Source organism: Bradyrhizobium sp. UFLA05-125, assembly GCF_059803515.1.
This window is the reverse complement of record NZ_JBANBJ010000044.1, coordinates 1-25,620: the sequence shown is the minus strand read 5'-3', so window position 1 is coordinate 25,620 and position 25,620 is coordinate 1. Positions and strand designations below refer to the sequence as shown.

At 63.0% G+C, this 25,620-nt stretch carries 24 protein-coding genes; 5 read left to right on the top strand and 19 right to left on the bottom strand.

Annotation, left to right across the window (positions count from 1 at the left end; genetic code table 11):
• Window positions 1-2: 2 nt before the first annotated feature.
• Entirely contained in the window at window positions 3-737 is a 735-nt protein-coding gene (locus tag SO156_RS29990) for a tyrosine-type recombinase/integrase (RefSeq protein ID WP_498537279.1), read from the bottom strand.
• Here SO156_RS29990 and SO156_RS29985 point away from each other — a divergent pair.
• Window positions 736-1,347 (top strand): hypothetical protein, encoded by a 612-nt coding sequence (locus SO156_RS29985; protein ID WP_498537278.1) that lies wholly within the window; start codon window positions 736-738, stop codon window positions 1,345-1,347. The two genes, SO156_RS29990 and SO156_RS29985, sit on opposite strands and share 2 nt — an antisense overlap.
• 42 nt (window positions 1,348-1,389) lie before the next feature.
• Here SO156_RS29985 and SO156_RS29980 read toward each other — a convergent pair whose 3' ends face one another.
• Both SO156_RS29980 and SO156_RS29975 read right to left on the bottom strand, forming a co-directional pair.
• Window positions 1,390-1,665 carry a hypothetical protein gene (locus tag SO156_RS29980; RefSeq protein WP_498537277.1) on the bottom strand — a complete coding sequence of 92 codons (276 nt, stop codon included), beginning with the start codon at window positions 1,663-1,665 and terminating at the stop codon, window positions 1,390-1,392.
• A 554-nt stretch (window positions 1,666-2,219) separates the two neighbouring features.
• On the bottom strand, window positions 2,220-2,459 hold the full coding sequence (locus SO156_RS29975; RefSeq protein WP_498537276.1) for a DUF6894 family protein: 240 nt from the start codon (window positions 2,457-2,459) through the stop codon (window positions 2,220-2,222).
• Window positions 2,460-3,442: 983 nt separating this feature from the next.
• Here SO156_RS29975 and SO156_RS29970 point away from each other — a divergent pair.
• Complete coding sequence (locus SO156_RS29970; RefSeq protein ID WP_027528055.1) at window positions 3,443-3,730, top strand: usg protein; 288 nt, start codon at window positions 3,443-3,445, stop codon at window positions 3,728-3,730.
• Between the two features lie 408 nt (window positions 3,731-4,138).
• Here SO156_RS29970 and SO156_RS29965 read toward each other — a convergent pair whose 3' ends face one another.
• Both SO156_RS29965 and SO156_RS29960 read right to left on the bottom strand, forming a co-directional pair.
• Window positions 4,139-4,414, bottom strand: a complete 276-nt coding sequence (locus SO156_RS29965) for a recombinase family protein (RefSeq protein WP_498537275.1) — start codon at window positions 4,412-4,414, stop codon at window positions 4,139-4,141.
• Window positions 4,393-4,509: a hypothetical protein gene (locus SO156_RS29960; protein ID WP_498537308.1), complete on the bottom strand. Its 117-nt coding sequence runs from the start codon at window positions 4,507-4,509 to the stop codon at window positions 4,393-4,395. The genes SO156_RS29965 and SO156_RS29960 overlap by 22 nt, the downstream gene beginning before the upstream one ends.
• Window positions 4,510-5,437: 928 nt before the next feature.
• On the opposite strand from SO156_RS29960, the gene SO156_RS29955 reads away from it, so the two are divergent.
• Both SO156_RS29955 and SO156_RS29950 read left to right on the top strand, forming a co-directional pair.
• Window positions 5,438-5,812, top strand: a complete 375-nt coding sequence (locus SO156_RS29955; RefSeq protein WP_498537274.1) for a hypothetical protein — start codon at window positions 5,438-5,440, stop codon at window positions 5,810-5,812.
• Window positions 5,813-6,083: 271 nt separating this feature from the next.
• Window positions 6,084-6,323 carry a hypothetical protein gene (locus SO156_RS29950; protein ID WP_458149065.1) on the top strand — a complete coding sequence of 80 codons (240 nt, stop codon included), beginning with the start codon at window positions 6,084-6,086 and terminating at the stop codon, window positions 6,321-6,323.
• Window positions 6,324-6,384: 61 nt separating this feature from the next.
• Here SO156_RS29950 and mctP read toward each other — a convergent pair whose 3' ends face one another.
• The 11 genes from mctP to SO156_RS29895 all read right to left on the bottom strand — a co-directional run bounded on the left by mctP (window position 6,385) and on the right by SO156_RS29895 (window position 20,448).
• Entirely contained in the window at window positions 6,385-7,938 is a 1,554-nt protein-coding gene (gene mctP, locus SO156_RS29945) for a monocarboxylate uptake permease MctP (protein ID WP_458149066.1), read from the bottom strand.
• Window positions 7,939-8,003: 65 nt separating this feature from the next.
• Entirely contained in the window at window positions 8,004-8,252 is a 249-nt protein-coding gene (locus SO156_RS29940) for a DUF3311 domain-containing protein (protein ID WP_458149067.1), read from the bottom strand.
• Between the two features lie 321 nt (window positions 8,253-8,573).
• Entirely contained in the window at window positions 8,574-9,398 is an 825-nt protein-coding gene (locus SO156_RS29935; protein WP_498537273.1) for a TIGR04222 domain-containing membrane protein, read from the bottom strand.
• Window positions 9,395-9,958: a glycine-rich domain-containing protein gene (locus tag SO156_RS29930; RefSeq protein WP_498537272.1), complete on the bottom strand. Its 564-nt coding sequence runs from the start codon at window positions 9,956-9,958 to the stop codon at window positions 9,395-9,397. Before SO156_RS29930 ends, SO156_RS29935 begins: the two co-directional genes overlap by 4 nt.
• A 76-nt stretch (window positions 9,959-10,034) precedes the next feature.
• A complete protein-coding gene (locus tag SO156_RS29925; protein WP_498537271.1) occupies window positions 10,035-11,000 on the bottom strand; it encodes an alpha/beta hydrolase in 966 nt (321 codons plus the stop codon).
• Window positions 11,001-11,174: 174 nt separating this feature from the next.
• Window positions 11,175-11,507 (bottom strand): hypothetical protein, encoded by a 333-nt coding sequence (locus tag SO156_RS29920; protein ID WP_458149071.1) that lies wholly within the window; start codon window positions 11,505-11,507, stop codon window positions 11,175-11,177.
• Window positions 11,508-11,531: 24 nt separating this feature from the next.
• Window positions 11,532-16,346 carry an NAD-glutamate dehydrogenase gene (locus tag SO156_RS29915; protein ID WP_498537270.1) on the bottom strand — a complete coding sequence of 1,605 codons (4,815 nt, stop codon included), beginning with the start codon at window positions 16,344-16,346 and terminating at the stop codon, window positions 11,532-11,534.
• A 70-nt stretch (window positions 16,347-16,416) separates the two neighbouring features.
• Window positions 16,417-16,839 (bottom strand): CBS domain-containing protein, encoded by a 423-nt coding sequence (locus SO156_RS29910; protein ID WP_458149073.1) that lies wholly within the window; start codon window positions 16,837-16,839, stop codon window positions 16,417-16,419.
• A 117-nt stretch (window positions 16,840-16,956) separates the two neighbouring features.
• Window positions 16,957-17,427: an aminoacyl-tRNA deacylase gene (locus SO156_RS29905; protein ID WP_498537269.1), complete on the bottom strand. Its 471-nt coding sequence runs from the start codon at window positions 17,425-17,427 to the stop codon at window positions 16,957-16,959.
• Window positions 17,428-17,627: 200 nt separating this feature from the next.
• Window positions 17,628-18,311, bottom strand: coding sequence for a DUF2270 domain-containing protein (locus SO156_RS29900; protein ID WP_458149075.1), 684 nt, complete (start codon window positions 18,309-18,311; stop codon window positions 17,628-17,630).
• A gap of 106 nt (window positions 18,312-18,417) precedes the next feature.
• Entirely contained in the window at window positions 18,418-20,448 is a 2,031-nt protein-coding gene (locus SO156_RS29895) for a YgiQ family radical SAM protein (protein WP_498537268.1), read from the bottom strand.
• 215 nt (window positions 20,449-20,663) lie between these two features.
• On the opposite strand from SO156_RS29895, the gene SO156_RS29890 reads away from it, so the two are divergent.
• Window positions 20,664-21,950, top strand: a complete 1,287-nt coding sequence (locus tag SO156_RS29890) for a DUF1963 domain-containing protein (RefSeq protein ID WP_498537267.1) — start codon at window positions 20,664-20,666, stop codon at window positions 21,948-21,950.
• 198 nt (window positions 21,951-22,148) lie between these two features.
• Here the strand turns inward: SO156_RS29890 and SO156_RS29885 are convergent, their stop codons facing one another.
• From SO156_RS29885 to SO156_RS29875, 3 genes are all read right to left on the bottom strand, one after another.
• On the bottom strand, window positions 22,149-23,504 hold the full coding sequence (locus tag SO156_RS29885; protein ID WP_498537307.1) for an ABC transporter substrate-binding protein: 1,356 nt from the start codon (window positions 23,502-23,504) through the stop codon (window positions 22,149-22,151).
• 164 nt (window positions 23,505-23,668) lie between these two features.
• The gene (locus SO156_RS29880; RefSeq protein WP_498537266.1) at window positions 23,669-24,334 is read right to left on the bottom strand and encodes a GntR family transcriptional regulator; all 666 of its coding nucleotides are present in this window, start codon (window positions 24,332-24,334) and stop codon (window positions 23,669-23,671) included.
• A gap of 6 nt (window positions 24,335-24,340) precedes the next feature.
• Window positions 24,341-25,620 (bottom strand): FAD-binding oxidoreductase (locus SO156_RS29875; RefSeq protein WP_498537265.1); only part of this gene is annotated, 1,280 nt, incomplete at its 5' end.

Genomic DNA, 25,620 nt, shown 5'->3' with positions numbered 1-25,620 from the left:
TGTCATTGATCGGCATCGCTTTTGCCTTTTCGGCTCGACCCGGTCGCCGCGCTGGTTTGCAATTGGTTTGCAAACTTTGTTCGGGGGCTGTTCTCGAAATTGAAGATCGCCTGCTCGGCAAGCCCACGCGTCCGGGCGAGATAACGTTCCAAGATCCTGTGCACCGTCTTCAGCGAGTGACCCGTGATGGTCGCGATCTGCTGCGGCGTGCAGCCGGCTTCGGACAAGAGCGTCACGGCGGTGCCGCGCAGATCGTGGAAGTGAAGCTCGACCGGCTCGTCTAGTCCCGGCAGGGTCACGGTCTGCAAGCCGGCCTTCGTCATGGTCCGGTCCCAGAGCGTGTTGAAGTAACGTGCCTTCAGTGATTGGCCGGTCTTCGTCGTCAAGACCAAGGTCGAGACCTGCGCCATGCCGTCCAGCATGCGGCGCAGTGCCGTCGTGCAGGGGATCTGGATCAGCGGCGCCGTACTGCCGTGCCGACGGGCCTTACCCTGGCGGAGCTCGATGTGAGTACCCTTGTAAGCTGACCACGGCAGGCGCAAGAGGTCGCCCTCGCGTTGGCCGGTATGTAGCGCCAGGATCAGCGCGCGCTGCATCTCGATCGGCGCGACCTTCATGAAGGCGGCGATGTGCTCGGGCAACCAGATGATTTCGGAGCGGTCGACGTGGTAGAGCCGCTTGAAGCCGCGGAGATGGTTGGCAGTCAGCGTCCCGCGGTCGACAGCCCAGGTGATCATGGCGGATATCGCAGAGAGTCGATTGTCCGCCTCGCGCCGCCCGGGTGATTACGCAAAAATCTATGGGTGGCTGCAGTTCGTTCTTCAGCATCAGCCTCCCCCGGGATTTGCGAACCAGCTCGAGGCTAGACTGAGATATTGCCGTGCACCTTATCGCGTGGTGGGCGGCGACGTTCTCGTTCCGATCGGCAACAACCTGGACGCAGCTGTCGTTGGGCAGGCGTTGAACGATCTCAGCGGAGCCTCACTCGCTGGAGGACATGAGCACCTAAAAGCAGCGGCGGCGGAGCTCACGTCAGGTCATTTCGCAGACAGTGTCCGCGAAAGCATTCATGCTGTCGAATCTGTCGTTCGAGTGCTTGAACCCGACGGTGAGTTTAGTCGCGCATTAGCGAAGCTCGAACAGAGGACCAATATCCACAGTGCATTGAAGCATGGCTTCACAAAAATCTATGGCTTCACCAGCGATCAAGAGGGTATTCGGCATTCGCTCCTCGAAAAGGATGCACCCGATGTCGACGAAGCGGATGCCCTGTTTATGATCGGTGCATGCTCGGCCTTTGTGTCGTACTTGATCAACAAGGCGCGGCTGGTTGGTTTGCTGCACTGATCTAGCGCGGAGACCGAAGACCCTGCACTTCTGTTTCGTGGATCAGCGCGCGGCGGCGACGCGCTCGGTGTCGATCTCGGAGCCATCTTGGACTACGTCCATGTAGCAGGCTGCCGCTTCGGCTCGGTCCTCATAGGGATAGAAAGTGGAGTAGTTGTCGGTGGAGTTGATGACCACGGCATAGCCGATGGTGACGATCCAGCTCTTGCCGAGGGCGTCGGTGACTTCCCTGGTCCGCCTCACCAGCTTGACGGTGGCGGTGCCGGCGGCGTTGACGAATTGCTGCAGGGTCATGATGCTCCCGGAAGATTCCATCATCGCAGTATTCCTTAAACGACGGCCAACGTTTTGCTCCCGCGCGCCGGCCGGGACGCGGTGAATCGTTGGTCTCCTTGGGAATGTCGGCCCTGCGAAAGCCGCCGCGCCACTCGACGAGCGGCGACGCGAGCATCGGCTCGCGCGTCTCTGGTGTCAACGCAACGGGAGGCTGGAGCGATTCCGATTCCTTAATGGAAACAGCCTAGAAAAGCACGCAAGTCGTGGTGCATCTGGCCTGCCGAGATCGGCGCTGATAGGACCCTTAGGCCGCTTTCAACGTTTACGGGTGGGGTGGTCCCGGAAGGATCGCAGATGGATCTTGTGGAACGCTGCTTTATCGCTTTAGCCGTCTCGGGCTTCTGCGCCGCCGTCCTTCTCCTGGGCGGCTAGATCATCCGAGCCCGTACAGCGCTGCCGACGCGCGCCAACGCATGGTGCGCGATTCGCGCGCCCCTCAGGTTCTCGGCCGCGAGGGCTGCGGGGATCAAACCCGCCGATGCGATGCTGATTGTCAGTGGCTCGCCAGACGATGTTGTTTGCTGCGGCGCATGACTTCAGCGAGGATGCTCAACGACTATAAAAGCTCTGACAACGCATCGCGTACGCTCGCCGTCTTCCACTTCAATGGCGACATATGTTCCGGCGTGATCATCGCCACGGCCGATCCGCCCGATGATTGCAGCAACCTCACGCAACGCATGGCGACACGCAGCTTTTTCGTCAGGAAACGAACGCCCTTTGTGGTCTTCGATCAGTTTCCCATCTTGGTGCTTGTGAAAGTGAAACCGAGCCATCTATTTCAGTTTCCCCAGAAAATGGTTCGCTTATCGCAAGTTCGGCCGGTAAGTCTTGTGATTGCGAGCCAAGAATTTGGGATTTCGCGTCAGCCCACGCGGCCCGCGCGGGCGCGGCTCCTGGGTTCTTTGAGATGGATCAAGAGTCCTCGGTGAGCGCTGGGCCGTGCTGCGGGCATGAAGCGCGACCACTACTCATCATGGATGCTGCAGACGCTCTCCTGGTCGTTGGCGGCTATCGGCCTCCTCACGATCGCGGCGGTGCTTTGCTAAGGCCCACCTCGCGCCAGCGCACGGCGCGGGGCAAGCAAAAGCCCCACCCAGCGGTATGCAGGACGGGGCTCGGTGCGTCGTGGGCAGGGTGTGCGCGCGCTAGGCAGCCTTCTGAGCGCGCTTCGCGATCTTGGCGACAGTTGCACGCGAGCAGCCGGTGGCCTCCTGGACGGAATCCCTTCCGAGGCAGCACAACGATAGGCTCGCCGCGTGTGACAGTTATTATCACAGCCAGAGCGCGCATTGCTGCCTAGAAGTTGATTCTCAACACCATGAGGAAGCCATGACGAACACGACCGACCATCAGAGAGTGACTAACGCCACGACAGACCTGCTACGCGACGATCAGCTCGATCAAGTGACCGGCGGCGGAAATTCTTCGCAATTCTACCAGTGGGGCGACGGTGGGCCGCCATTCCACTTCGTGACCAGACTAACTACAAACAGGCCGGCCTCATGGTCGTGGCTTTTCGGGTAAATGGGCAGGGCGGTCTCTCTGCGCGTTTTTGCGCGGAGAGACCATTGCTCCATTTGGCGACGATGTCGCATGAGCGTTCGAATGACTCGCGCTCTGCATCGGCCCCGAGAGGTCGGGAGTGATGGCCATCACTGATGGCGGGCGCTTCGAGAGCGATAAGGGGGTGTCAGCTCGTGACGGCGAAGATGATCTGCTGGGACGGACCAGCGCGTGGAGGGAATGGAGATTGAGCATGGCTTCTCGGGTTGGGATTGCTTCCGAGGATTTTCGGAAACAAGTGATGGGATACGGGCTGACGACGGCACGGATCCTCTATCGGATGCCGGATCATCGCTCGCTGCTGCAGACCTATGTCTGGCAGAATTACGATCTGTTTCCGAAATTCCCGGCGCTGCAGGATTTTCTCGCCTTCTGGCGGGAGAAGCTCGACGGCCCCTTGTTCTCGGTCACCGTGGCGCATTCCAGGCTGATCAAGCCGGCTGAACTGCGCGCCGTCGATGGCGTGTTCAGGTTGCATTGAGCAAATGGTGGCCGCCGCCTCGTTTTAGGATTGGCTACCGCTAGCGCACACACGATCGCCAAAGGAGAAATGACATGACGGATGTGAGGAAGCCGACCAATACAGAGCGAAAAGTCTGGTTCGAAGGCCGCGTCTTGACGAGCGATCAGCTGGACGCAGTTTCCGGCGGTCTCAGCAGCATGGTGTCAGAGGTCCTCAAGAACTTCGGCGGAGCCCTAAACACGTCAGCGCGCGGTTCATAAGCGCGCTCAGTCCCACCGCTGGCTCTGGCATGCGCTGAAGGGTTTGGATAGACAGGAGCGCCGTTCCGCTGGAGGCGTTTCGGCGGGAGACCGCTGAATTCTTGAGGCCGAAATCTCCCGCCCATTAGCGCGTGCGATGATTGTCAGCGTTCGCTCGTGATATCTGTCACGAAATTGGCGATGTCCGGTCGTGGGAATGATCTGATATTTCACGCTTGGCCCGGGCAATCCCTTCCTCGCAGCGTTTCTGAATCAGCCCCCGTTCGAACTCGGCAGTGCCGCCCATGATGGTAAGCACCAGCCGGCCCACGTCGGTCGTGGTGTCGCACCAAGCTTCGCCCAGCGAGACGAAGGCGCAATCGCGCGAGGCGATCTCGTGAAGGATGTTGTGTAGGTCGCGGCTGCTACGTGCCAGCCGGTCTAGCTTGGTGACCGTGACCACATCGTCCGGGGCAAGGCCCGCACCAGCCGATCAAACTCCGGCCGGCCGCTGATCGATTTGCCGGATGCCTTCTCGCTGAAGATGCGCTCACACACTGCGGCCTTCAACGCTTCCACTTGTCCCGCGTAGTCCTGGCCGTTTGAGCTGACCGTGCATAGCCGTAACGCATCGCCGATCGCCCCTTTTGAAAGTAAGACTTTCGGAATCTAAATCGACCGATGAATCAGCGTCGATCCGCTTCTTTCAAAACCTGTACTTTTTGAAAGTCGATCGACTTCGCGCAGGTTCTCGTGTGGCCTCTAGCCGGGCCCGAACCAGCGCTGACGGGCAGAGATGATAGATCAGTGCCGGCTTGTGATCTGATCGCGAAACAGAAAGCCAGTTAGGCCGTACAGTGATGCGCCTGCTGCGACGAAAAGCACTACTTCAATCATGTTGAGATCCCCGTGCCCAACCGGAGCTTATCAGCATGGTGATGGCCCGGGACTTAATGGCGCGTTAATCCACAGGCAGCGGGGCGAGAGCCCATTTTGCAACATTGGGAACACGGGCGCACCGCGAGCTAGTCCGCGCTCTCGGTAGGGCTCGGAATCTGATCACCCGAGCCGAGCGGGCGCGTGCTGCTTCTAAGCGCGCGGCACAGCCCTCAGTGTTCACAACGGCGATGACGGCAAGCTTCGGATGTTCGAATGGAGTCGCCGCAATCGCGGCGCGCAGTCGCATTGAGATCGGCTGTGCCGAGTCCGCATCGACAGCGCGGAGCAAATCGAGCGAATTCACCGCCGTCTACCTTCGTCGAGTGTTGGCAGCGATTGCCATTCGCTGACGTTCCGGCGCCATTGCCAGCGGCCGCCGTTGCGCCGTTCCCATGTCTTGCGGCAGGCATTCATCGCCGGCGAGCCGGCCTTTCGATTTCGGCCCGGGACGAAGCCCTTTCACGGCCAGGCGAAGCCGGCCGGAAACAAATCAGGCCTAACTTCCCTGAGCTGCCCCGTCCAATCCAATTCAAAAGGGGAGGATCAGATGAAAGCAGCGCTGTTGGCATTATCGCTTCTTGGTCAGCCCACGGTAGCGATTTCAGACCGCGTGCCCATCCTGAACGTGGAAGCTCTTTGCAGGGACGTTTCTGCTGACGACAAGGCGTCGGGACTCGCTCTCGCGCAGGACGCCGGCGAATGCATGCGTGACGAGAGGATTGCGCAGCAACAGCTAAGTTCGACCTGGCTGACCGTTCCTGCTCCGATGCGTGAAACTTGCGAAGGCGAGGCTACGGCTGGGGGCATACAAAGCTATGTCGATCTGCTCACCTGTCTGCAGATGGCAGGCTGGGACAATCCGGCTCCATCACCCGCGGCCCCGCTCAGGGGAGCGAGCAAGACGCGGAACGCCAAGAATTAGTTGCGCCAAGAATTAGTTGCGTGAAGACCTCGCTAAGCTGCTGATTGCAGTTTCTTGGCGATCGAGACGCTTTTTGCCGGATAAGCCTATCTTGCCGTCCAGATTTCTGCCGCGTCCGAGCGACTACGGACTCGCATCAGGACCAAAGTACGATCAGGGCCTAAGTAGGATGACGCGTCGGTAGCGCTCGGTAAGATCGGACCCGCTGAAGGGCGAGGACGCTGCAATCGTGCACGCTGCTCGCCCCTCGAAACCGGAAGGGATGCGATGCATGTTCGTGACCGTCGTTGCAATTCTCTGTCACCTCAGCGGCGCCGCCGCGGGTAGCTGCGTCGAGGAGATCGTGACCAACAGCAGCATGACGCCCGACATCACGTTTCAAGACTGCATGAAGGGGGCGCAGGCGCCGCTTGCGAAGTGGATGGGTGAACATCCGCTGTATCATTCAAACTGGCGGATCGAGCGCTACAAATGCGTGCCGGGCCACTATGAGATCAAGGGCCGCGCATAGCGTATGACGTGATCCGGCATCGTCGTGCGGCGGTGCGCTTTTCCGTCTTGCGATTTCTTTCTCAGGTTCGCAACGGCGCCCGATACTCGGTCGCGAGAGTCTCATCGGCCGAAGTGCGGCTGACGAGATTGAACAGCGGCGTGAGGACGAGTGTCAGAATGAGGTTGAGGACCACGGCGTACAGCGCCGAATAGCCGGGAAAGGTGAAGTCGCCCACCGCAAGAGCATAGGTCGGGGTAAGGTTCGCCGCGACGAACATTGCGGTTCCCGCAACAATTCCCGCGGCCCATCCGATGAGCAGCGCCCAATCGTTGAACCATCGCGTGTAGACGCCGAGCATCACGGCCGGCAGCGTCTGGATGATCCAGATTCCGCCGAGGAGCTGCAGGTAGATCGCGAATTTCGATGGCACGAACACGATGAAGGCCAGCGCGCCGAACTTGACGATGAGCGACACCATCTTTGCCATCTGCGCTTCCTGCTTGTCGGTGGGCGCGCCGTTGATGAATTCGCGGTGAATGTTGCGTGTGTAGAGATTGGCGGCAGCGATCGACATGATCGCAGCCGGCACGAGCGCTCCGATGCCGATGGCGGCAAAGGCGATGCCGACGAACCATGACGGGAAGGTGTGGAGGAACAGGGCCGGCACCGCAAAATTGTTGCCGAACTGTTTGAAGCCGGTCGCGTATTCGGGAAGCGTGCCGACGCCTGCGGCAATGGCGAAGAAGCCGACGAGCGCAAGCAGGCCAAGCATGAATGAATAGGCAGGCAGAAGTGCCGCATTGCGCCTGACGGCGCGTCCGCTGCTGGCGCTCAGGATGCCCGTGATTGAATGCGGGTAAAGGAAGAGCGCCAGCGCCGACCCGAGCGCCAGCGTCGCGTAGGCGCCGTACGCGCCGGTCGTGTTGGCGCCGGGCGTCGCCAGCAGGAGCTTCGAGTCCGGTACGGCTGCGAAGATCTTCTCAAAGCCGCCAAGCTGTATGGGAACGAGGATGATGGTGGCGAACGCCGTGATGTAGATCAGGATGTCCTTGACGATTGCGATCGACGCGGGGGCCCGCAGTCCGCTCGAATAGGTGAAGGCGGCGAGGATGATGAACGCAAACAGCAACGGCAAGTCGCCACTATAGCCCTCGCCGGAAACGCCCATCCCTCCGATCACGACCTGAAGCCCGACCAGCTGGAGCGCAATATAAGGCAACGTCGCGACGATGCCGGTGACCGCCATCGCCAGTGCGAGCCAGCGATTGCCGAAGCGCCCGCGGACGAAGTCGGCGGCCGTGATGTAGTTGTGCCGGTGGCAGACGTACCAAAGCCGCGGAAAAACCAGGAAGAGGATGGGATAAGCGATGATCGTATACGGGACAGCGAAGAAGGCGACCGCGCCGGCCCCGAAAGCCAGCGCCGGAACCGCAATGAAGGTGTAGGCCGTGTAGAGGTCGCCGCCGATCAGGAACCAGGTGACGATCGTACCGAAGCGGCGTCCGCCAAGTCCCCATTCGTGCAGCTGGTCGAGGTCGCCCTTGCGCCAATGCGCGGCTGCAAAGCCGAGCCACGTGATCAGCCCAAACAGCACCAGGAAGATGATCAAGGCAGTCCAGTTGACGTCCTGCACGGCACTCCTCCCGATTGGCCCTCCTCGGTATCGTTTCCCCTTGCGTGACTGCACCCGCGACCGGGCTATTCCTCCGTCGCGAAATAGACCATTGCGGTCAGGATGGCTCCAATGATGACCCAGAGAAGCTGGTACCAGTAGAAGAATGGGATGCCGATGAGCTCGGGCTCGGCCATGTTGTAGAACGGCGGCCAGAGAACGGCGACGAATTGAATGAGGAGGAGCAGGTACCACCAGCTCCATCCGGCGCGCTTTTCGTCCTGCCGGCCGGCGGCTGCTTCCTGGATATGTCTCGAACCGACGCCGTTTGACATGCAGCCCTCCTTCACCGAGGTGCGCCAATGCCGGTCAATGATGCGGAAGGTGGTGGAGCTGTCTCGGTCATCCCGGCCGCGAAAGCTGGGGCTCGTCAACTTCGCAACGCGGCTTACTCATCCGCGCCGTCGTAACGCATCACCTGTTCCCGAGTTCCAATCCCGTTTCCGCTATGGCGGGCCTTCAGCGCGCGGGAAAATTGCGCGATTCGTATGATATTTCAATATCTTGTCCGGTATGCATAAGCCTCGCGGCGGCAAATCGCCGGCTACTTTGCATGGGGTTGTTTTCGACCCTTTTGTCTTTGCGGCAGTTCCCCCTCAACTGCACCCGCCGCATCCGCCGCCACCTCCGCCGCCCCCACCGCAACCGCCACCACCATCGCCACCACCACCGCTGCTCATCGTTTGTGATGCGGCATAGACCGGGGCGTGGGGAGTCCCCGACAGGACGACGGCACCGGAGAGCGCCACGGCGAGAAGCAGCTCGTGGTCGCGCGGCGCGCGCGAGGCCCGCGCGTTGGAGGCCTGATAGCTCTCGAGGGCCTCTTTGCCTGCGCGCGTTCGCGCGGGTCGCTGCGCCAGCAGGATGCCCCCGATGACGGTGACGACGAGCAGGACAATCAGGATGCCGACCGGGTGGTGCCGCTCCGCGCCGACGACGGCCTTGATGGCTCCGAGACCCAGGAGGAGCGCGACGAAAGGGAGGACCGTCAGATGGAAGGACGTCATCTGCGCGTCGGACGGGGCATAGCCGAGCTGCTGCAGGCGCCCCTGGATCTGCTGGACGATCGGCTTGACCGCCGTCTGGAATTGCTGGCGCGTCATGTCCGACTGGACCGCGAGCGATGCCGGCTTGCGCATGATGGTGGTCAGCGGCGTCTGGTCGGTGACGGTGATGGTGCGGCCGTTCTGTGCGATGGTGGCACCATTCCCCGACGTCAGGCTGAGCAGGATCACATCGCCGAGGCGCCGTGCGCCGCCGCCGAGATAGGCCAATTCCAGCGCGTTCAACTGGCGCGTCGCGTTGGCAGGGGGGCCGATCGTCGACCTGAAATGGTAACCCAGCAGGAAGATGATGGCTGCGCTGGTCAGATAGAGAGTCAGGAAGGGACCAGCCGTCCAGTCCAACGGATTCCATGTCATCGGTTCGTCCTCATCAATCGATCGCGAATCCATGCGATGGGTCTGGGGATGATAAGCCAGCGGCGGCGGTCCGTCACATGATAGCGTTGGCGCCCGAAGCGCAGATGTGTCGCCGGCCACAGCGCCGCGCTTGGCGGCCCGAACATGCGCTCATGCAGCGCGAGCGTCTCGGCATATTGCCGGCGATAGGTCGCCTGGGCCTCGGGCCCGCCGGGAGTGGGATCATGGTGCAGCGGGGCCTGTAACCTCTCGCCGCACCAGATCGTCCAGTAGTCGCGTGAATAGATCAGATGCTGGTGCCAGACCTCGTCGACGATCTCGCTCGGCGTGACCGGCGTCGGCGAGACGACGGCGAGAAAGCAGAAGCGGCGATAGGCCTCGACGGCCGCACGGGCCTCGTCGAGGCTCCAGCCGTGGTCGCGCGCGAGGCGTCGGGTGAAGTTCAGCGGCGTGTCGGGCTCGAAATTATGCTGCTCAATGCGTCGCCACAGCGCCGCGCGCGCCGGCGTCCAGACCGGCTCGTCGGACTGGATGTCGATCTTGAACTGCTGGCGCTGCAACCGAGGCTCCCGGTGATCGTCCACGCATCATAATAGCATGGGATCGCGCGGCAAAGGCGGAGGAGCCGGCGCCCTTTTACGTGGTCGTGCCGTCGATCGAGCGGCGGATCACCCGCTGCACCTCGGCGTTCGACAGAAACAGGTCGTGGTTGATGATGCCCCAGCCGGCGTCGGAGGCGTCGATCACGCGCACGCCGAGCCGCTCGATGGTGGCCTTCTCGGCAGCGCCGACCCGTGTCATTCCGCCGGCGAGTTGCCCCGAGAGCGCCAGTGCGCGATCGTTCGTCGCGGCAATCACGGTGATCTTGCCGGCGAGCGGGCCGATGCGGTGGATCGCCGACGAGAACACGTCCATGTCGATATCAGGCGCCGCAAAAACCACCGCGCCGATTTTGCCCGTAACGGTGTCGCCGTATCGCGCATAGAGCTGACGCAGGCTTTCGAGCGTCAGCATGGTTCCCATGCTGTGCGCAACGATGTGCACGCGGCCGCTACCCGGAGCCGACACGAGGGAGGAGAGCACGCGCTCGAAATCGTCGCGGGACCACATCGCGCTGTCGCGGTCATAGGCATAGTCGAACAGTCCTGCCTTTGAGGGCCAGGAGAACACCATGGTCCGGCCGCGGAACTTGATCCCATCGGAGAGATGGGCGGCATCGAGCGCTGCGGTCTCGAAGGTCTGCTTGAAGCCGTGCACGTAGATCAGCACGTCTCCCCCACCGCTGGCTTGCGCCAGGAGATCGCCAGCGTCGGCCGATACCGGTTCGACCCGGTCAAGGCGCCAATCGCCAAGTCCGACCGCGGCGAGCGAAAGACGGCTCTCGTCCGGCGCCACCAGCTTGGCCCGCGCGACCGTCATCGTGGTCGCGCGCTCCGGCCCGAACCAGGGTTTCGTGCGACCGCCGTTCACGGGCTTGCGCGTCGTGGTGACGAGCAATGTGGGGTCAACCGAGAGGGACGACGCGTCGAAGCGCGCGCCTGTTGCGCCCAGGCCTGCGCATCCGCCAAGCGCGAGCGCGCCGAAGGACGCGAGCCCGCGCACGAGCGCGCGTCGCGATACCTGAGTTTCATGTTGCAGAAGATGTCGGACGATCACACGGAACCTTCGGGAACGCTGCCCACCGTTGCCCCGCCCTGCCAGCTCCGTGAATGATGATGGCGGCGAGAAAAGGGCGAGCCCGGTTCCGCTTCGATCAGAGCCGATAAACCCTAGCGCTCACGCCGGCTGGCTTGGAATCCGTGCCACAATTTCAGGCCGGTTCTTCGCGAGCCAGGCCATGGCTTCCGGCCCGTCGACGATACACTCGAAGGTTTCCCAGGTCGGATCCTCCAAGGAGTCCTCCTGAAGTCGCTTCGCCGCATATTCCATGAGGTTATGCAGGCGTTCGTATCCTCGCCGGCGCTCGAGCGACTCAGCAATTGCGGCACTCGTCCATTCGCGCTGGGCCAGATCGATGATGCTCGGAGCGTCAGCCTCGCTGAACCAGGGCGTGGCATCGAACTCGAGGCAGACGACGTTGTCGGCGGTATGGCAGGTCGCATGGATCATGGGGTCCCTCCGTTTGCGGGCGCGTCAGCCCTTGACCAGATCCCCCAGCAAGTTCGCCGCCACCGTCAGCTTGGCGAGCGTCAGGCCGCTGGCGGCAATCTCCTCGACCGAGCGGCGGATGCGCGTCGCTTCGGGGTGAGCCGTGAGCCAGATCTCGACGGCTTGCTGGCCGGACTGGCCGGTCGCCAGCATATCCGCGGCCAGTCGTCTTTCGGCCGCTGCGATCTGGTCGACGGCGCGGTCGATGGCGAGGCGTTCGAAATAATCGTTGGCCGGGACGCTGCGCGCGGCGGCGATGATGCGATCGAGACGGAAATTGGCTTCCGCAGCGAAGAAGGTCGCGGCGGCATCGCCGATGGCGCGGTTGGTGCGTTCGGCGACCGTCACGATATCGGGTGCCGCGATCAGGGCGTCGAGGTCGGCGAGCTCGCCGGCAAGGCCGGCCGGGACGCCGGCCTCGGTGAGGTCCTGCCGACGCTTGCTGCGCACGGCCTGCAAGTCCGGCGGCAAGGAGTTGTCGAGGGAGGCCGTGATCTCGCGGATGCCCGGGCCGAAACGTGCAATCACCGTCTCCAGGCCATCCCTGAAATCGACATTGCGCACGTACCAGACCATCCGGGACAGCAGAAGATCCTGGATCGTCGCGTAGAGCGACAGCTGCAGCTGCCCGTCGATGCAGGCGTCAAGCTTGTCGATCGCGTCATTCAGCCCTTGGAGCCCGTAGGACTCATCCACCGCCACATAGGCCATGACGATGGTGGGAATATCGGCATCGGTCTCGTCGATCAGGCGCACGATGCATGCCGGGCCGCCACGGTTGATGACGGCATTGGCGAGACTGGTCGCGATGATCTCCCGTCGCAGGCGATGGAATTCGACCGCGGTCGGGAATTTGTCCTGGACCTCGCGCGGAAAATACTGGGACAGCTCGCGGGCAAGATATGGATCATCAGGCACGTTGGTCACGAGCAGGTCATCGTACAGCGTCAGCTTGGCGTAGGCGAGCAACACGGCGAGTTCGGGCCGTGTCAGGGACTGCCCGCGCCTCGCGCGTTCGGTGATCGCCGCATCGTCCGGCAAGAACTCCACGGCGCGGCTGAGCAGACCGCGCTGCTCGAGCGATTGCATGAGGCGGGTAAGGAAGCCGCTCTCGGCCACGCCCTTGCGTTCGGCGAGTGAGAGCGCCAGCGTCTGCAGATAGTTGTTGCGCAGCACCAGCGTGCCGACCTCGTCGGTCATCGCGGCGAGCAGGCTGTTGCGGTCGGCGGGGCTGAGGCGCCCCTCGCGCTCGGGGCGCGCCAGCGCAATCTTGATATTGACCTCGACGTCGGAGGTGTTCACGCCGGCCGAATTGTCGATGGCGTCGGTGTTGAGCTTGATGCCCTTCTGCGCCGCTTCGATGCGTCCGCGCTGGGTGACGCCGAGATTGGCGCCTTCGCCGATCACCCGGGCGCGGACCTCGGTGCCGGTGATGCGGATCGGATCATTGGCGCGGTCGCCGGCCTGATCGTCGCTTTCCGAGGACGAGCGGATATAGGTGCCGATGCCGCCAAACCACAGGAGGTCCGTGCGCGCTTTCAGGATGGCGATCATCACCTCGAACGGCGTGGCCTGCGGCTTGTCGAGATCGAGCAGGGCGCGCACTTCCGGCGCGAGCGGGATCGCCTTGAGCGAGCGCGGGAACACACCGCCGCCTTGCGAGATCAGCGACTTGTTGTAGTCCTGCCAGCTCGATCGCGGCAGGTCGAACAGGCGCTTGCGCTCGGCGAAGCTGGTCGCCGGATCGGGCGAAGGATCGATGAAGATGTCGCGGTGATCGAAAGCCGCGACGAGCTTCGTCGCCGGCGAGAGCAGCATGCCGTTGCCGAAGACGTCGCCGGACATGTCGCCGACGCCGGCAACGGTAAACGGCATGGTCTGAATGTCGGTGCCGAGCTCGCGGAAGTGCCGCTTGACCGCCTCCCAGGCGCCGCGCGCCGTGATTCCCATCTTCTTGTGGTCATAGCCCTGGCTGCCGCCGGAGGCAAAGGCATCGCCGAGCCAATGGTTCTTCTCGGTTGAGATCGCGTTGGCGACGTCGGAGAAGGTAGCGGTGCCCTTGTCGGCGGCGACAACGAGGTACGGATCGTCGCCGTCATGCCGCACGGTGGAGTCGGGCGGCACGATGTCGTCGCCGTCGAGATTGTCCGTGAGTTCGAGCAGCGAGCGAACGAAGATGCGATAGGCCTCGGTGCCTTCGGCCAGCCACACCTCGCGATTGGAGGGCGGCGGCAGGCGCTTGGGCACGAAGCCGCCCTTGGCGCCGACCGGCACGATCACCGCGTTCTTGACCTGCTGCGCCTTCACGAGGCCCAGGATCTCGGTGCGGAAATCCTGCGGCCGGTCGGACCAGCGCAGTCCCCCGCGCGCAACCTTGCCGAAGCGCAAGTGAATGCCTTCGACCCGCGGTGAATAGACGAAAATCTCGTATAGCGGTCGCGGCGCCGGCAGGTCTTCGATCCCGCGCGCGTTGAACTTGATTGAGATCACCGGGCGCGGATGTCCGTCCTGGCCGACCTGCCACAAATTGGTGCGGATGGTCGACTGCACCAGATTGGTGAAACGGCGCAGGATGCGGTCTTCATCGAGCGAGGCGACGGATTTGAGCTGCTCCTCGATCTCAGCAAGCAGGGTCGTCTCGCGCGCCGCACGCTCAGCCTCCGTCTGGGCGAGGCGCGGATCGAGGCGGGCCTGGAACAACGCGACGAGGTTGGCGGTGATCGCGGCGTTCTTGCGCAAGGTCTGCCACATATAGTCCTGGCTGAATGGAGCGCGGATCTGGTGCAGATAGCGGGACAACGCCCGGATGCTCGAGACTTCCCGCCAGCCCAGGGCCGTGCGCAGAATCAGGGCATTGTATCCGTCGGATTCGGCGCGATCGGCGACGACCGCCATGATCGAGGCTTCCAGGCGATGGCTCAATTCCGGACTGATCTCGATCGGCTGACCGTCGCTGGTCTCGATCGTCATGTCGTGCAGCCAGACCGGCTCAGGCCTGTTACCGGGGACGATCTGATAGGTGCGCTCGTTGACCACGCGCAGGCCATGATTTTCGATCACCGGCACCCGATAGGACAGCGACAGCGGCGCGGCGTCCGAGAACACCTTCAGGCCGAAGCGCCTGGGATCGTCCTTGCCCTCGAAGCGGTGAACCGAAATCGTCACCGGGCGGGCCGCCGTCAGCTTTTCGATGGTCGCAATGTCGGCGACCGACTGTTCCGCCGTGAAAACCTCAGTATAGCCGCCGCTAAAGGCCTGGGCATAGCGATTGGCGAGCATGCGCGCCCGCATGCCGTCGGTTGACGCAGTCAGCGCGGCCTTCAGCTTGTCAGCCCATGTTGCGGCAATGGCGCTGATCCCGGCCTCCAGCGTGGCGCGCTCGACGGCGGGAGTCTTACCTTCATAGCGCCCGATGATGTAGTGGACGCGCGCCAACGCGCCTTCGGGGAAGGACACGTAGGAGGCCGACACCGTCCCCCGGAAGGCCTGCGCCAGGAAGTTGGCGACGCGCGTGCGCACGTCGGTGTCGTATTTGTCGCGCGGAATGAAGGCGAGGATCGAGACGAATCGATCGAACTTGTCGACCCGCGCCAGCGCCCGGACGCGGGGGCGCTCATAGAGGATCAGGATCTGCATAACGAAATCGTAGAGAGTGTCGACGTCGATCTGGAACAGCTCGTCGCGCGGATACTCTTCGAGAATATGCATGAACGCCTTGCCCGAATGGCCGCTCGGGTCGAAGCCGGCGCGTTGGAGCACCCGCGACACCTTGTGGCGAACATAAGGGATCTGCCGGACCGAGCGCGTATAGGCGCCCGAGGTGAACAGGCCGACGACGCGCAACTCGCCCTCGAGCCGCCCGTCGGGCGTGTAGAGCTTGATCCCGACATAGTCCATCCGGATGCGGCGATGGACGCGGCTGCTGACATTGGCCTTGATGACGATGAGCAGGGTAGGCTCGTGCATGAACTCGCGAATCTCCGACGTCATCACAACCATTTCGTTGCCGCGGCGCAGGACCTTCGCATCGGGGTCGCTCAGGATGCCGAGGCCTTCGCCGGTCGTGATGTCGTCCGAGGCATCGCTGTCGGGCGAGAAGCGATATTCGCGCACGCCCAGAAAGGTGAAATTGTCTGCACACAGCCATTGCAGGAACTGGTTGGCCTCGGCGACCTCGTCGATCGGGAGCGGCGGCGGATTGGACGTGAACGTCTTGATCGCCTGCTCGACGCGGTCCCTCATGGCTCGCCAGTCGGTGACGCAGGCGCGCACGTCGTTCAGCGTCCTGGTGAGGCCGACGACCAGCTTCTGCTGGTCGGCCTCGGCATCCAGGCGGGTGATGTGGAGGTGAATTAGGCTCTCTCGCGCGCCCCTTGCCCCTTCCGGCAATGCTTCGCCATGGAAACGCAGCAGCTTGCCCTGGTCATCGCGCTCCACCGCGATGATCGGGTGAGCGACGAGGGTGACCTCGATGCCCTGCTCGGTGAGTTCCGCCATGGTGGAGTCGAACAGGAAGGGCATGTTGTCGTTGAGAATTTCGAGCACGGAAATCTCGCGCCCGTCCGGCATCGCCGGATTGACGACGCGGATATCGGCATTGCCCGCCGTGCGTCGCTGCACATGCTCCCAGGATTGCTCGGCGAGGAGGGCCAGTGAGGAGGCGTCGTAATTGGCGAGGTCCTCGAGATTGGTGTAGCCGAACAGAAGCTCGGCAAAGGTCCGAGGGCTCTTGCCTGGCTGAACGCTTCCTGTCGCATCATGGATCAGGGTTGCCCGGGCCTTGTCGTCGCGCCACGCCATCATGTCCTCCCTTGCCCGCGCCGCCTTGGCACGGAGCCATTGACGTCCCTCGCGTCGAGCCGGCGCTGCCTCAATGGTGATGGGCCGAAACGCCCTTGACGCATTGGGTCAACAGATCGGTGGTGGCGGATTGGCCGACATCACCCAGGCTGATCATGCCGACCATCCGCTTGCTCTTGTTGATGACGGGCAGCCTCCGGATCTTCAGCGTCTCCATGTGATGCACGGCTTTCGCCAGATCGTCGTCTTCCCGGCAGCAATGGATGCCCTCGGTCATCACGTCCCGCGCCGTCATGCGAGCGGCGTTGAAGTCCTTGGCTGCAAGGCCTTTGCAGACGATGTCGCGATCCGTCACCATCCCGATCAAATGGTCGTCTTCACCGATCGGAATGCAGCCGACGTCGTGCCCCTGCATCAACTTCGCGATCTCGGTGATCGGGGTGTCAGGGCTGACCCAATCGACGCCCTTGTGCATCACGTCCTTGACCTTCATGAGGACCTCCGTTGTGAACGCAGCCCCCGCCACGTGACTATACAACGAACCGGGTGCGACCGCACGCGTCGCCGCGACCGGAAACCTACTGGTGGATCATCTCGCCGTCGTGCCGCGTCAATCGTGTATGCTGAAGCGTCCATGCGGCGCATTGGCCGTCAGGCGCGTGAACTGCGCATGCGTCAGCTGGAGCAGCGTCTCGTGATCGCCGGCTTCGATATAGACTTCGGGCTGGGCCTGGATGGTGTCGTCGACGATGAGATCGAGCCCGTAGCACCTGCCGACGGCCGGCACGGCTCCGTGCGCGCAGTCGGCGAAGATTCGATTGATCTCGGTTTCGTTGGCCATCACGAGATCCTCGCCGAGCCTGTGCTTCAGATCGGGCAGGTTGAGATGGTGCGATGCCGGCACGATCGCGAGCATATAGCCGCCGTCATGCCGCAACACGACGGCCTTGGCGAGACGATCGCCCGAGACGTGGCAGGCCTCCGCCGTGCGCGTCGATGACATGGTGAGATCGTGCGGGATCTCGGCATACTGGATTTTTTCGGCAGCGAGATATCGGTGCAGCGTCGGAGCAATGGACATGGCGTGCCCTCCGATGGGTATGCAAGCCGTCCGCCGTGAGCCCACGCCGCACGATAGGCGGCCGCGTGATTGTCTGGTCTCAAGATAGGCCCTGCAATCGAATGCCGCAATTCGTCACTGCATCGCGACGCGACTCTGCCACTGCGCGGTTAGACAGTATTGCCGACCTATCTGCGAACCGCGGGGTGCCGCCTCTGCGGTCAACCCATTCCGCCCGTGGAGGGTCGTGTGCCATGTGCACGCCGATCAAGCCAATACGTCGCGACGGCAAGTACAACCCAGCAGAGATTGTAGAGAAGGCCGCAGCAAATCACCACCCAGCCCGGGATCGGGCCGATTGCGGCGCGATCGATGAGCTCATCAAGGTGAGCCGCCATTTGCGGATGAATCGCGAGTTTGCCGACATAGGCGGATGTCTGGATCACGATGATCCAGATGTATGTGCGGCGAATGCGACGCCCGGCGGCGCGAACGAAACTGATATGATGGCGCGGATGCAGGTAGTCTTCCGCTAGGATGTTCCGCCAGCCGGCATCGTCCTCTCCGCGCTTGCCGCTCAAGATCGGAACGTACCAGTGTGTTTCGAGAAAGCGCGCCCGCGCGCGCCAAACGTTGAAATAGCGATAACGGCGCGCCTCGAGTCCGAGAAACACCGCGAGCAGCATGCCTATCAGAATGAGCGGCAGCGCTGATGCCTCTTTAGACGAGAATGTCGACGACAGGGCGATGCCCAAGGTCACGATCGACCAGTTGGTCGTATTGTCGAGACGTGTGCGCCAGATGGTGCTGCGATAGATCTCGCCGCGATACAGGTGGGCGATCGCACCCAGTTCAGCCGGGTTCAGCTCTTGGATTTCACGTGTGTCTTCTGTAGGCCTGAGCATGGCGCGAACCACCCAAGACCAGTGAAATGTTCAGGTCGTGCTTTCGGCAGCGACCCGATGATACTACCACGATTCCGCTTCGTCTGGACAACGCCGCGATCGATGTTCACTTCATCACGCGCACGCCCTTCGTAGTAAAGCGCTGCGTCCGGTCGCCCGGGCGCAACGGTCGTCGCGTGCCGGCGGCCTTGCCGGTGCCCGGCGGCTGGTGTGCGGGCACGAGCTGGTCGGGGCGGGAGCCGATCAAGTCGGCGCGGCCCATCTCCTTCAGCGCCTCACGCAGCACTGGCCAGTTGTCGGGGTCGTGATAGCGCAGGAACGCCTTGTGCAACCGGCGCTGCCGCAGGCCCTTGATCGCCTCGACCTTGTCGCTGCCGCCGCGGCGCACGCCGCGCAGCGGATTGACGCCGGTGTGGTACATCGCCGTGGCGGTTGCCATTGGCGAGGGCAGGAAGGTCTGCACCTGGTCGGCGCGATAGCGGTTCTTCTTGAGCCAGAGCGCGAGGTTCATCATGTCCTCGTCGGTCGTGCCCGGATGCGCCGCGATGAAATAGGGGATCAGGTAATATTTCTTGCCGGCCTGCTCTGCTGCGGCATCGAACATCCGCTTGAAGCGGTTATAGGCGCCGATTCCCGGCTTCATCATCTTGTCGAGCGGGCCGCGCTCGGTGTGCTCGGGCGCGATCTTCAAGTAGCCGCCGACGTGATGGGTGACGAGCTCCTTGACATATTCCGGGCTCTCCACCGCGAGGTCGTAGCGCACGCCGGAAGCGACCATCACCTTCTTGATGCCCTTGGTCTCGCGTACCTTCCGATACAGCCGGATCAGGTCGTCGTGCGAGGTGTTGAGGTTCGGGCAGATCTCGGGGAAGACGCAGGACGGCCGCCGGCACGCCGCTTCAACCTTCGGATCCTTGCACGCCATCCGGTACATGTTGGCGGTGGGACCGCCGATGTCGGAGATCACGCCGGTGAAGCCCGGTGTCTTGTCGCGGATGCGCTCGATCTCGCGCAGGATCGAGCCTTCCGAGCGGTTCTGGATGATGCGGCCCTCGTGCTCGGTGATCGAACAGAAGGTGCAGCCGCCGAAGCAGCCGCGCATGATCGTCACCGAGAATTTGATCATCTCCCAGGCCGGGATCCTTGCATCTCCGTAGGCTGGATGCGGCGCGCGGGCGTAGGGCAGATCGTAGACGGCGTCCATCTCCTCGGTGGTCAGCGGGATCGGCGGCGGGTTCAGCCAGAGGTCGCGATCGCCATGGCGCTGGACCAGCGGCCGCGCATTGCCGGGATTGCTCTCCCGGTGCAGCACGCGTGACGCGCGCGCATAGGCCTCGCGGTCCTGCTCGACCTGCTCGCAGGCCGGCAGCCGGATCACGGTGTTGCCGGGGTGGCGAGCCGCGCCTTCGTCGGCGGAGTCGAGATCGTCCGCGTGAAGCTCGGTGTAATCCCCGGGCGCGCGGCGAAACAGTGCGGTGCCCCGGATGGAATCGAGCTCGCGCGGCGCCGTGCCATCGGCGAGCCGGTGCGCCACCTCGACGACGGCACGTTCCGCGTTGCCGTAGAGCAGGAGATCCGCCTTGGCGTCGGCCAGCACTGAGCGGCGCACCTTGTCGGACCAGTAGTCGTAATGCGCGATCCGGCGCAGCGAGGCCTCGATGCCGCCGAGAACGATCGGCACGTCCTTGAACGCCTCGCGGCAACGCTGGGCGTAGACGATCGTGCAGCGATCCGGGCGCCGGCCGCCTTCGCCGCCCGGCGTATAGGCGTCGTCGTGGCGCAAGCGCCGGTCGGCCGTGTAGCGGTTGACCATCGAGTCCATGTTGCCGCCGGTGACGCCGAAGAAGACCTTCGGCTTTCCCAGCGTCTTGAACGGCTCGGCCGAATGCCAGTCGGGCTGGGCGATGATGCCAACCCGGAAGCCCTGGGCCTCCAGCAGCCGGCCGATGATCGCCATGCCAAAGCTCGGATGGTCGACATAGGCGTCACCCGTCACCAGCACGATGTCGCAGGCATCCCAGCCGAGCGCCGTCATCTCGGCGCGGCTCATGGGGAGGAACGGCGCGGCCTTGCCGGGATGGGCCCGGTGGCGGGGCCAGGAACTCAAGGGTTTTGCGGCGTTGGCGATGGTATCCATGGCGCCCACGCATAAGCCGGGTGTGCCGCAAATTCAATCGATCGGCCCATCAATTTCTGCCTGTTGCCGTGGCGAGTATGGCCAGGCTCGGGCGAGACAAGCCGCGAGAACGCTAAGCCGCATCGGACGCGGATGTGACAAGCAGCCCCCCTTGTCTGATCCGTGGCCGAATGGTTCCATCGGCTCTATACACGCTGGGGTGGCAGGGGGCGATGATGGCCAGATCTGAACGAGATGCGCTTGCGGAATCAGCGCTCCCTGCGGCGCTCGTCACACGCAGCGATCTGCCTGTGCCGCTCGCTCACCCCGCGCGAAGCTTCTTCGGCGGCCTCCCCAAGCTGCCTCCGGCGTTCGAATGGCCGAGAGCAGACGTCAGGGCGAATGAGAAGTTGGAGACCGTCGCGCTTAGCTTCGTTGCACAGATCGACCTGGCAGACCTGCCGCGCTCCATACCGTCGCCACTCCCAAAGGTTGGTACCCTCTATTTCTTCTGTAGTTCGGTGTTTGTCGGTGAAGACCTGCCTCCATGCCGCGTGCTCTATTCCCCCGCACATGGTGGCGCGTATGCCGAACGGTCGCCGCCACCTGATCTTATGCCGCTCGGCGGCAGCGACGGCGACGCCCAGGTCAAATGGCTCGACCCGGCCGTCGATTTTCATTCCAGGGTCGAGTTCAAATACCCTCTTTCCTTTCAGCCGTTCACCGACTTCTACTTCCACGAGGACCCGGTGGGAGGCGAGCTCTTCGTCGAGTCATTGTGTCGGGCGTTGGGCCCGGGCGAGCCAAAGCAAGCGGACCTGCTCCAGTTTCGTGCGATGGATGCATATGCCAAGGATGAGGATTGGCCGTTCAACTGGTTGCTTATGACGTATGTCGTTCGCTCGGTGTTGTCGCTCATCCAGGATGACTTCAGACCGCGATCCTACAAGCCCCTCGGCGACCAGGCGGCTACGGAGTTGCGCCGTCTTCGTGCCGGTGCCATCGGATGGCTTGAGCGCTGCCGGACATTGACCTCACTGGATCGCCTCGAGGCCGATGCAAAAGCGGGCTTTCGCAGTTGGTGGTTCGACGTTGCGCAGACATACGAGAGGTTGGACGAGCAAGTATTCACCTATCCTCACAAAATCCCGGCCAACCTCGGTTATGCCATTAATCACACCGTCCGTTGCATGGCGACCCAGGATCCCGAGGCGTGCGACGATGTCCCTCACGAGTACATCGCAAATCTCGCCCGGCAAAATCATTGGAAAACGCCGACGGTGAAGGACGGGCAATACCGCCATTTCAGCACCGCGCTTCATCAGATGCTGGGCTATGGCAGCGGTCCACAGGATGCAACGGAGGAGCACCTTGAGGACATCCTGTTGCTCCAGATTGGGGGAGACCTCGCGTTCTTCGACTGGCACGCCAACATCGGCTGCGTGCTGCATTTCTGGATTGATCCCGATGCGCTCGCAAGGCTCGATTTCTCGAACGTCGTGGCCACCTACGAATGCGACTAGCATGCTGTGACACGCAGCCGCGCCGCGCTTGCGTTCCAAAAGACGGCGCGCAATCAGTATCAATCATGGCGGACATCTACGCGAACAGGACGCTCGGCGAGCGTCCTGCTTTATCTGTCGCGACGCAGGCACCGGCGCCTGGCGCGGGCGCATGAGCGAGATGAACCCACTTGCAGCGCCCGCGCTTGAGGTGAGGCCTCAGTTGCCGGCCACTTCCTTGATCCGCGCGATCATCTGATCGACGGCCTGCTCGACCGGCACCTTGTTGGTGACGATGGCGTTCACGGCCTTGATCCAGACGTTCTCGTTGTTGAGCGCCGTGAACTTGTAGTTCTTGCTCATCTCATAACCGCCGACGCCGGCGGCGAACTGATCGCGCTCGGCACGGCGATGCACGTCGCTATCCCAGAACGCGGACTTCTGGGCGGCGGTCTTGACCGGGAACCAGCGGCCGAGGGCGCCCTCGACATAGGGCTGCAGGTTCTCGTCGCGCAGCAGGAATGAGACGAACTCCTTGGCCCGCTCCTTGTTTTTGGTCTGCTCGAAGATCATGCCGACGGTCACCGACGCACGGGTGTGGACTGGCGTGCCGTCCGGTTTGTCTGGCCAGACGATGGTGCGGATGCGGTCATAGTAATTCTTCTTTGCCTCCTCGCGTTGCTCGGCGGTCAGCGTCTCGTTGCTGGCATCGTCCAGCCATTTGCCGGGAACGGAGATCGTCGAATTGTGCGTCATGATCGTCGTCTTGTTGTGGAAGGCGACGTTGTTGTCGGGATCCTTCCAGCTCGTGGCCGATTGCGGCGTGCATCCCTTGGCGGCAATCGCGACATAGTCCTTCATTGCAGCGACAAGGCCCGCCTTCACCTTGGGATCGTCGACCAGGAGCTTGCCGTTGTCGTCGACGAGCACAACGTTGTAGGCGTCCATGAACACGAGAAAGGAAATGAAGCTGTCGGTGGCGTCGACGCCCATGGGATGGCCGATGCCGTAGATACGCTTGCCGGTCGCTTTGCGCACGGCCGGCTGCGCCGTGTCGCACCAGAACGACCAGAAGCCCTTCCAGTCCTTCGGGATGTCCGTCTCCTTGAGACCTGCCTCCTCGAGCATGTCCTTCCAAAAGTGGAGATGCAGCGTCGCCTGCTTGACCGGGAAGGCGTAATAGGCCTTCGCTTTGGTCTTGTCGTTGTACAGCATGACGGTTTCGAGCGGATGCGGAGCGAACTCTCCCTTGATGGGCTCAAGGATGGAGCCGAGCTCCACGAGCTTGCCTTCGGAGGCCCACTTGCCGACGCCTTGGAAATTGTAGGTGTCCGCATAGGTCACGTCGGGCGGATTGCCGGAATCGAGCGCCGCCACCAGTTTCGGGATCATGTCCTGCGTCGCATATTGCGACAGCTCGACCTTCACGCCGCTCTTGGCCTCGAACTTCTTGATGACGTCGAGCAGCGCGTCTTCCTCGGCCTTGTAGTAGCCCTTGTTCCACCAGACGACGAGCTTCTCCTCGGCGCTCGCGGTCGTTTGCGTCGTCCATGCCGCGCCCAGAAGCACCGACATCGCCACGGCGCAGGTCCTGATCGCGTTCCTGTAACCACTCAACACTTCTCGTTTCCTCTCTTTGGTTAGGATTGTCTCGTAACTACCCCCGCCACGGGGCAGGGTCGGTGAATCGATCTCGATCCTCGGCCATGTGGCTCGGAGCAAGCCCGATGCGAGCGGGTTCAAGCGATCTGGAGCGCTTGTGCATAGGTCTTGCCCGAATTGTTGATGTGCGTGGTCATCAGCTTCGCGAAAGCCGCGAAGTCGCCGCGCTCGAACAGGCGCAGCAGCGTCCGGTGCTGTTCGAAGGATTCGGGCGTTCGTACGTCGATCGGCGAGCTCAGATTGGTGCGCAGCGTCGCGACGCGCCCGGAGACGAGTTGATAGGATTCCTGAAGGTAGCGATTGCCGCAGTGGGCGAACAGCGCTTCGTGCATCGCGGTGTCCCCGCGCCCGTAGGCGACGTTGTCCCTTGCCGCGACCGCCCGCTCCATCCCGGCGATTGCGGCCTCCATCGCCGCGATTGCGCCGGCGCGGTCGTGCGCAAAGGCAAGCTCGGCGGCCTTGGGCTCGATCACGATCCGGAACGTGCAGAGCGCTGTGATGTCCTCCGCGCTCGGGGTAAAGACGAAGCTGCCGACCTGCGGCCGGATCACCACGAGGCCCTGCGCCTGCAACTGTCCCATCGCCTCGCGCACCGGGGTGCGGCTGACGCCGAAGGATTGCGCGACCATCTCCTCGGAAATCGCCGCGCCGAGCGCGAACTCGCCGTCGATGATGCCCTGACGCAGGCGCAGCATCACGCGCTGCGCCAGCGATTTCGGCGGGTCGAGCTTCAGTGACTTCATCGGGGTTCAGATGACCTTGCCGGGATTGAGCAGATGATCTGGATCGAGCGCGGCCTTCAGCGTGCGCATCAGCGCGATCTCGGCTTCGCTGCGGGCATGCCCGAGCCATTGCTTCTTCAGCGTGCCGATGCCGTGCTCTGCCGAGACGCTGCCGCCCATCTCGCGCACGAGGCCATAGATGATCGCGTCCATCGCGTCCTTCGGCTGGCGCTCGGTCGGCAGGCCCGTCACCCAGGACACCAGGTGTAGATTGCCGTCGCCGATATGGCCGTAATAGACGCTCTCGCAGCCCTCGATGCCGTCGGCGAGCGCTGCCTTGCAGCGCGTGACGAACTCGTCCATGCGCTTGACCGCAAGGCCGATGTCGTAGGAGAGGTGCGGCCCCAGCACCTGGCCGAACTCGGAACAGATGTCGCGCACTGCCCAGAGTTTCTGCGTCTGCGCCAGCGATTGGGCGACGGCGGCGTCCGCGAGCAGGCCGCGCTCCAATAGCTCTTCAAGCCAGGCCTGGAAGCGCGGCGCATCGATGCTCTCGTCCGTGCCTTGCGCTTCGACCAGTACGTAAAGTCCGTGACCAGCCGCGACCGGCGGCTTGACGCCCGCGCGCGCCGTGATCACTTCCCAGTAATCCGGCCACATCACCTCAAAGGCCGACAGCAGCGGGCCGAGGCCGGAGCGCGCGGCATCGAGCAGCGCGACCACGGCGGCATAATCCTTCAGCGCGCACAGCGCGGCCATGGTCGAGCGCGGCTTTGGAAACAGCCGCAGGACCACGCGCGTGATGATGCCGAGCGTGCCTTCCGAGCCGATGAAGAGATGCTTCAGGTCGTAGCCGGCATTGTTCTTCATCAGTTTATTGAGATTGGTGATGATGGTGCCGTCCGGGAGCGCGACCTCGAGCCCGAGCACCAGCTCGCGCGTCATGCCGTAGCGGATCACGCGGTTGCCGCCGGCATTGGTGGAGAGATTGCCGCCGATCGCGCAGGACCCGCGCGATCCCAGATCGAGCGGAAAGAAGAAGCCGGCCTCATCGGCCGCCTTCTGGATCGTCTCCAGCGGCGTGCCGGCCTTCACCGTCATGGTCGCGGACGCGCGATCGATCTCCTCGATGCCGGTCATGCGCTCCAGCGAGATCGCGACCCAGCCGGGCTCGGGCGAGGCACCGCGGCACAGGCCGGTCAATCCGCCCTGCGGCACGAACGGCAGGCTTGCCCTGCGACAGGTCGCAATCGCAGCGGCAACGCCGGCCGCATCCACCGGGCGGATCACCGCGAGCGGCGTTTGCG

Excerpts from the sequence above, each read along its gene's own strand:
- SO156_RS29905 (WP_498537269.1), bottom strand. The coding sequence starts at position 17,427 with ATGTCCATTGCTCCGACGCTGCACCGATATCTCGCTGCCGAAAAAATC.
- SO156_RS29980 (WP_498537277.1), bottom strand. The coding sequence starts at position 1,665 with ATGATGGAATCTTCCGGGAGCATCATGACCCTGCAGCAATTCGTCAAC.
- SO156_RS29890 (WP_498537267.1), top strand. The coding sequence starts at position 20,664 with ATGGCCAGATCTGAACGAGATGCGCTTGCGGAATCAGCGCTCCCTGCG.
- SO156_RS29885 (WP_498537307.1), bottom strand. The coding sequence starts at position 23,504 with ATGTCGGTGCTTCTGGGCGCGGCATGGACGACGCAAACGACCGCGAGC.
- SO156_RS29900 (WP_458149075.1), bottom strand. The coding sequence starts at position 18,311 with ATGCTCAGGCCTACAGAAGACACACGTGAAATCCAAGAGCTGAACCCG.
- SO156_RS29935 (WP_498537273.1), bottom strand. The coding sequence starts at position 9,398 with ATGACATGGAATCCGTTGGACTGGACGGCTGGTCCCTTCCTGACTCTC.
- SO156_RS29920 (WP_458149071.1), bottom strand. The coding sequence starts at position 11,507 with ATGATCCATGCGACCTGCCATACCGCCGACAACGTCGTCTGCCTCGAG.
- SO156_RS29985 (WP_498537278.1), top strand. The coding sequence starts at position 736 with ATGGCGGATATCGCAGAGAGTCGATTGTCCGCCTCGCGCCGCCCGGGT.
- SO156_RS29915 (WP_498537270.1), bottom strand. The coding sequence starts at position 16,346 with ATGGCGTGGCGCGACGACAAGGCCCGGGCAACCCTGATCCATGATGCG.
- SO156_RS29975 (WP_498537276.1), bottom strand. The coding sequence starts at position 2,459 with ATGGCTCGGTTTCACTTTCACAAGCACCAAGATGGGAAACTGATCGAA.
- SO156_RS29970 (WP_027528055.1), top strand. The coding sequence starts at position 3,443 with ATGGCTTCTCGGGTTGGGATTGCTTCCGAGGATTTTCGGAAACAAGTG.
- SO156_RS29940 (WP_458149067.1), bottom strand. The coding sequence starts at position 8,252 with ATGTCAAACGGCGTCGGTTCGAGACATATCCAGGAAGCAGCCGCCGGC.
- SO156_RS29895 (WP_498537268.1), bottom strand. The coding sequence starts at position 20,448 with ATGGATACCATCGCCAACGCCGCAAAACCCTTGAGTTCCTGGCCCCGC.
- SO156_RS29880 (WP_498537266.1), bottom strand. The coding sequence starts at position 24,334 with ATGAAGTCACTGAAGCTCGACCCGCCGAAATCGCTGGCGCAGCGCGTG.
- SO156_RS29990 (WP_498537279.1), bottom strand. The coding sequence starts at position 737 with ATGATCACCTGGGCTGTCGACCGCGGGACGCTGACTGCCAACCATCTC.
- SO156_RS29910 (WP_458149073.1), bottom strand. The coding sequence starts at position 16,839 with ATGAAGGTCAAGGACGTGATGCACAAGGGCGTCGATTGGGTCAGCCCT.
- SO156_RS29950 (WP_458149065.1), top strand. The coding sequence starts at position 6,084 with ATGTTCGTGACCGTCGTTGCAATTCTCTGTCACCTCAGCGGCGCCGCC.
- SO156_RS29955 (WP_498537274.1), top strand. The coding sequence starts at position 5,438 with ATGAAAGCAGCGCTGTTGGCATTATCGCTTCTTGGTCAGCCCACGGTA.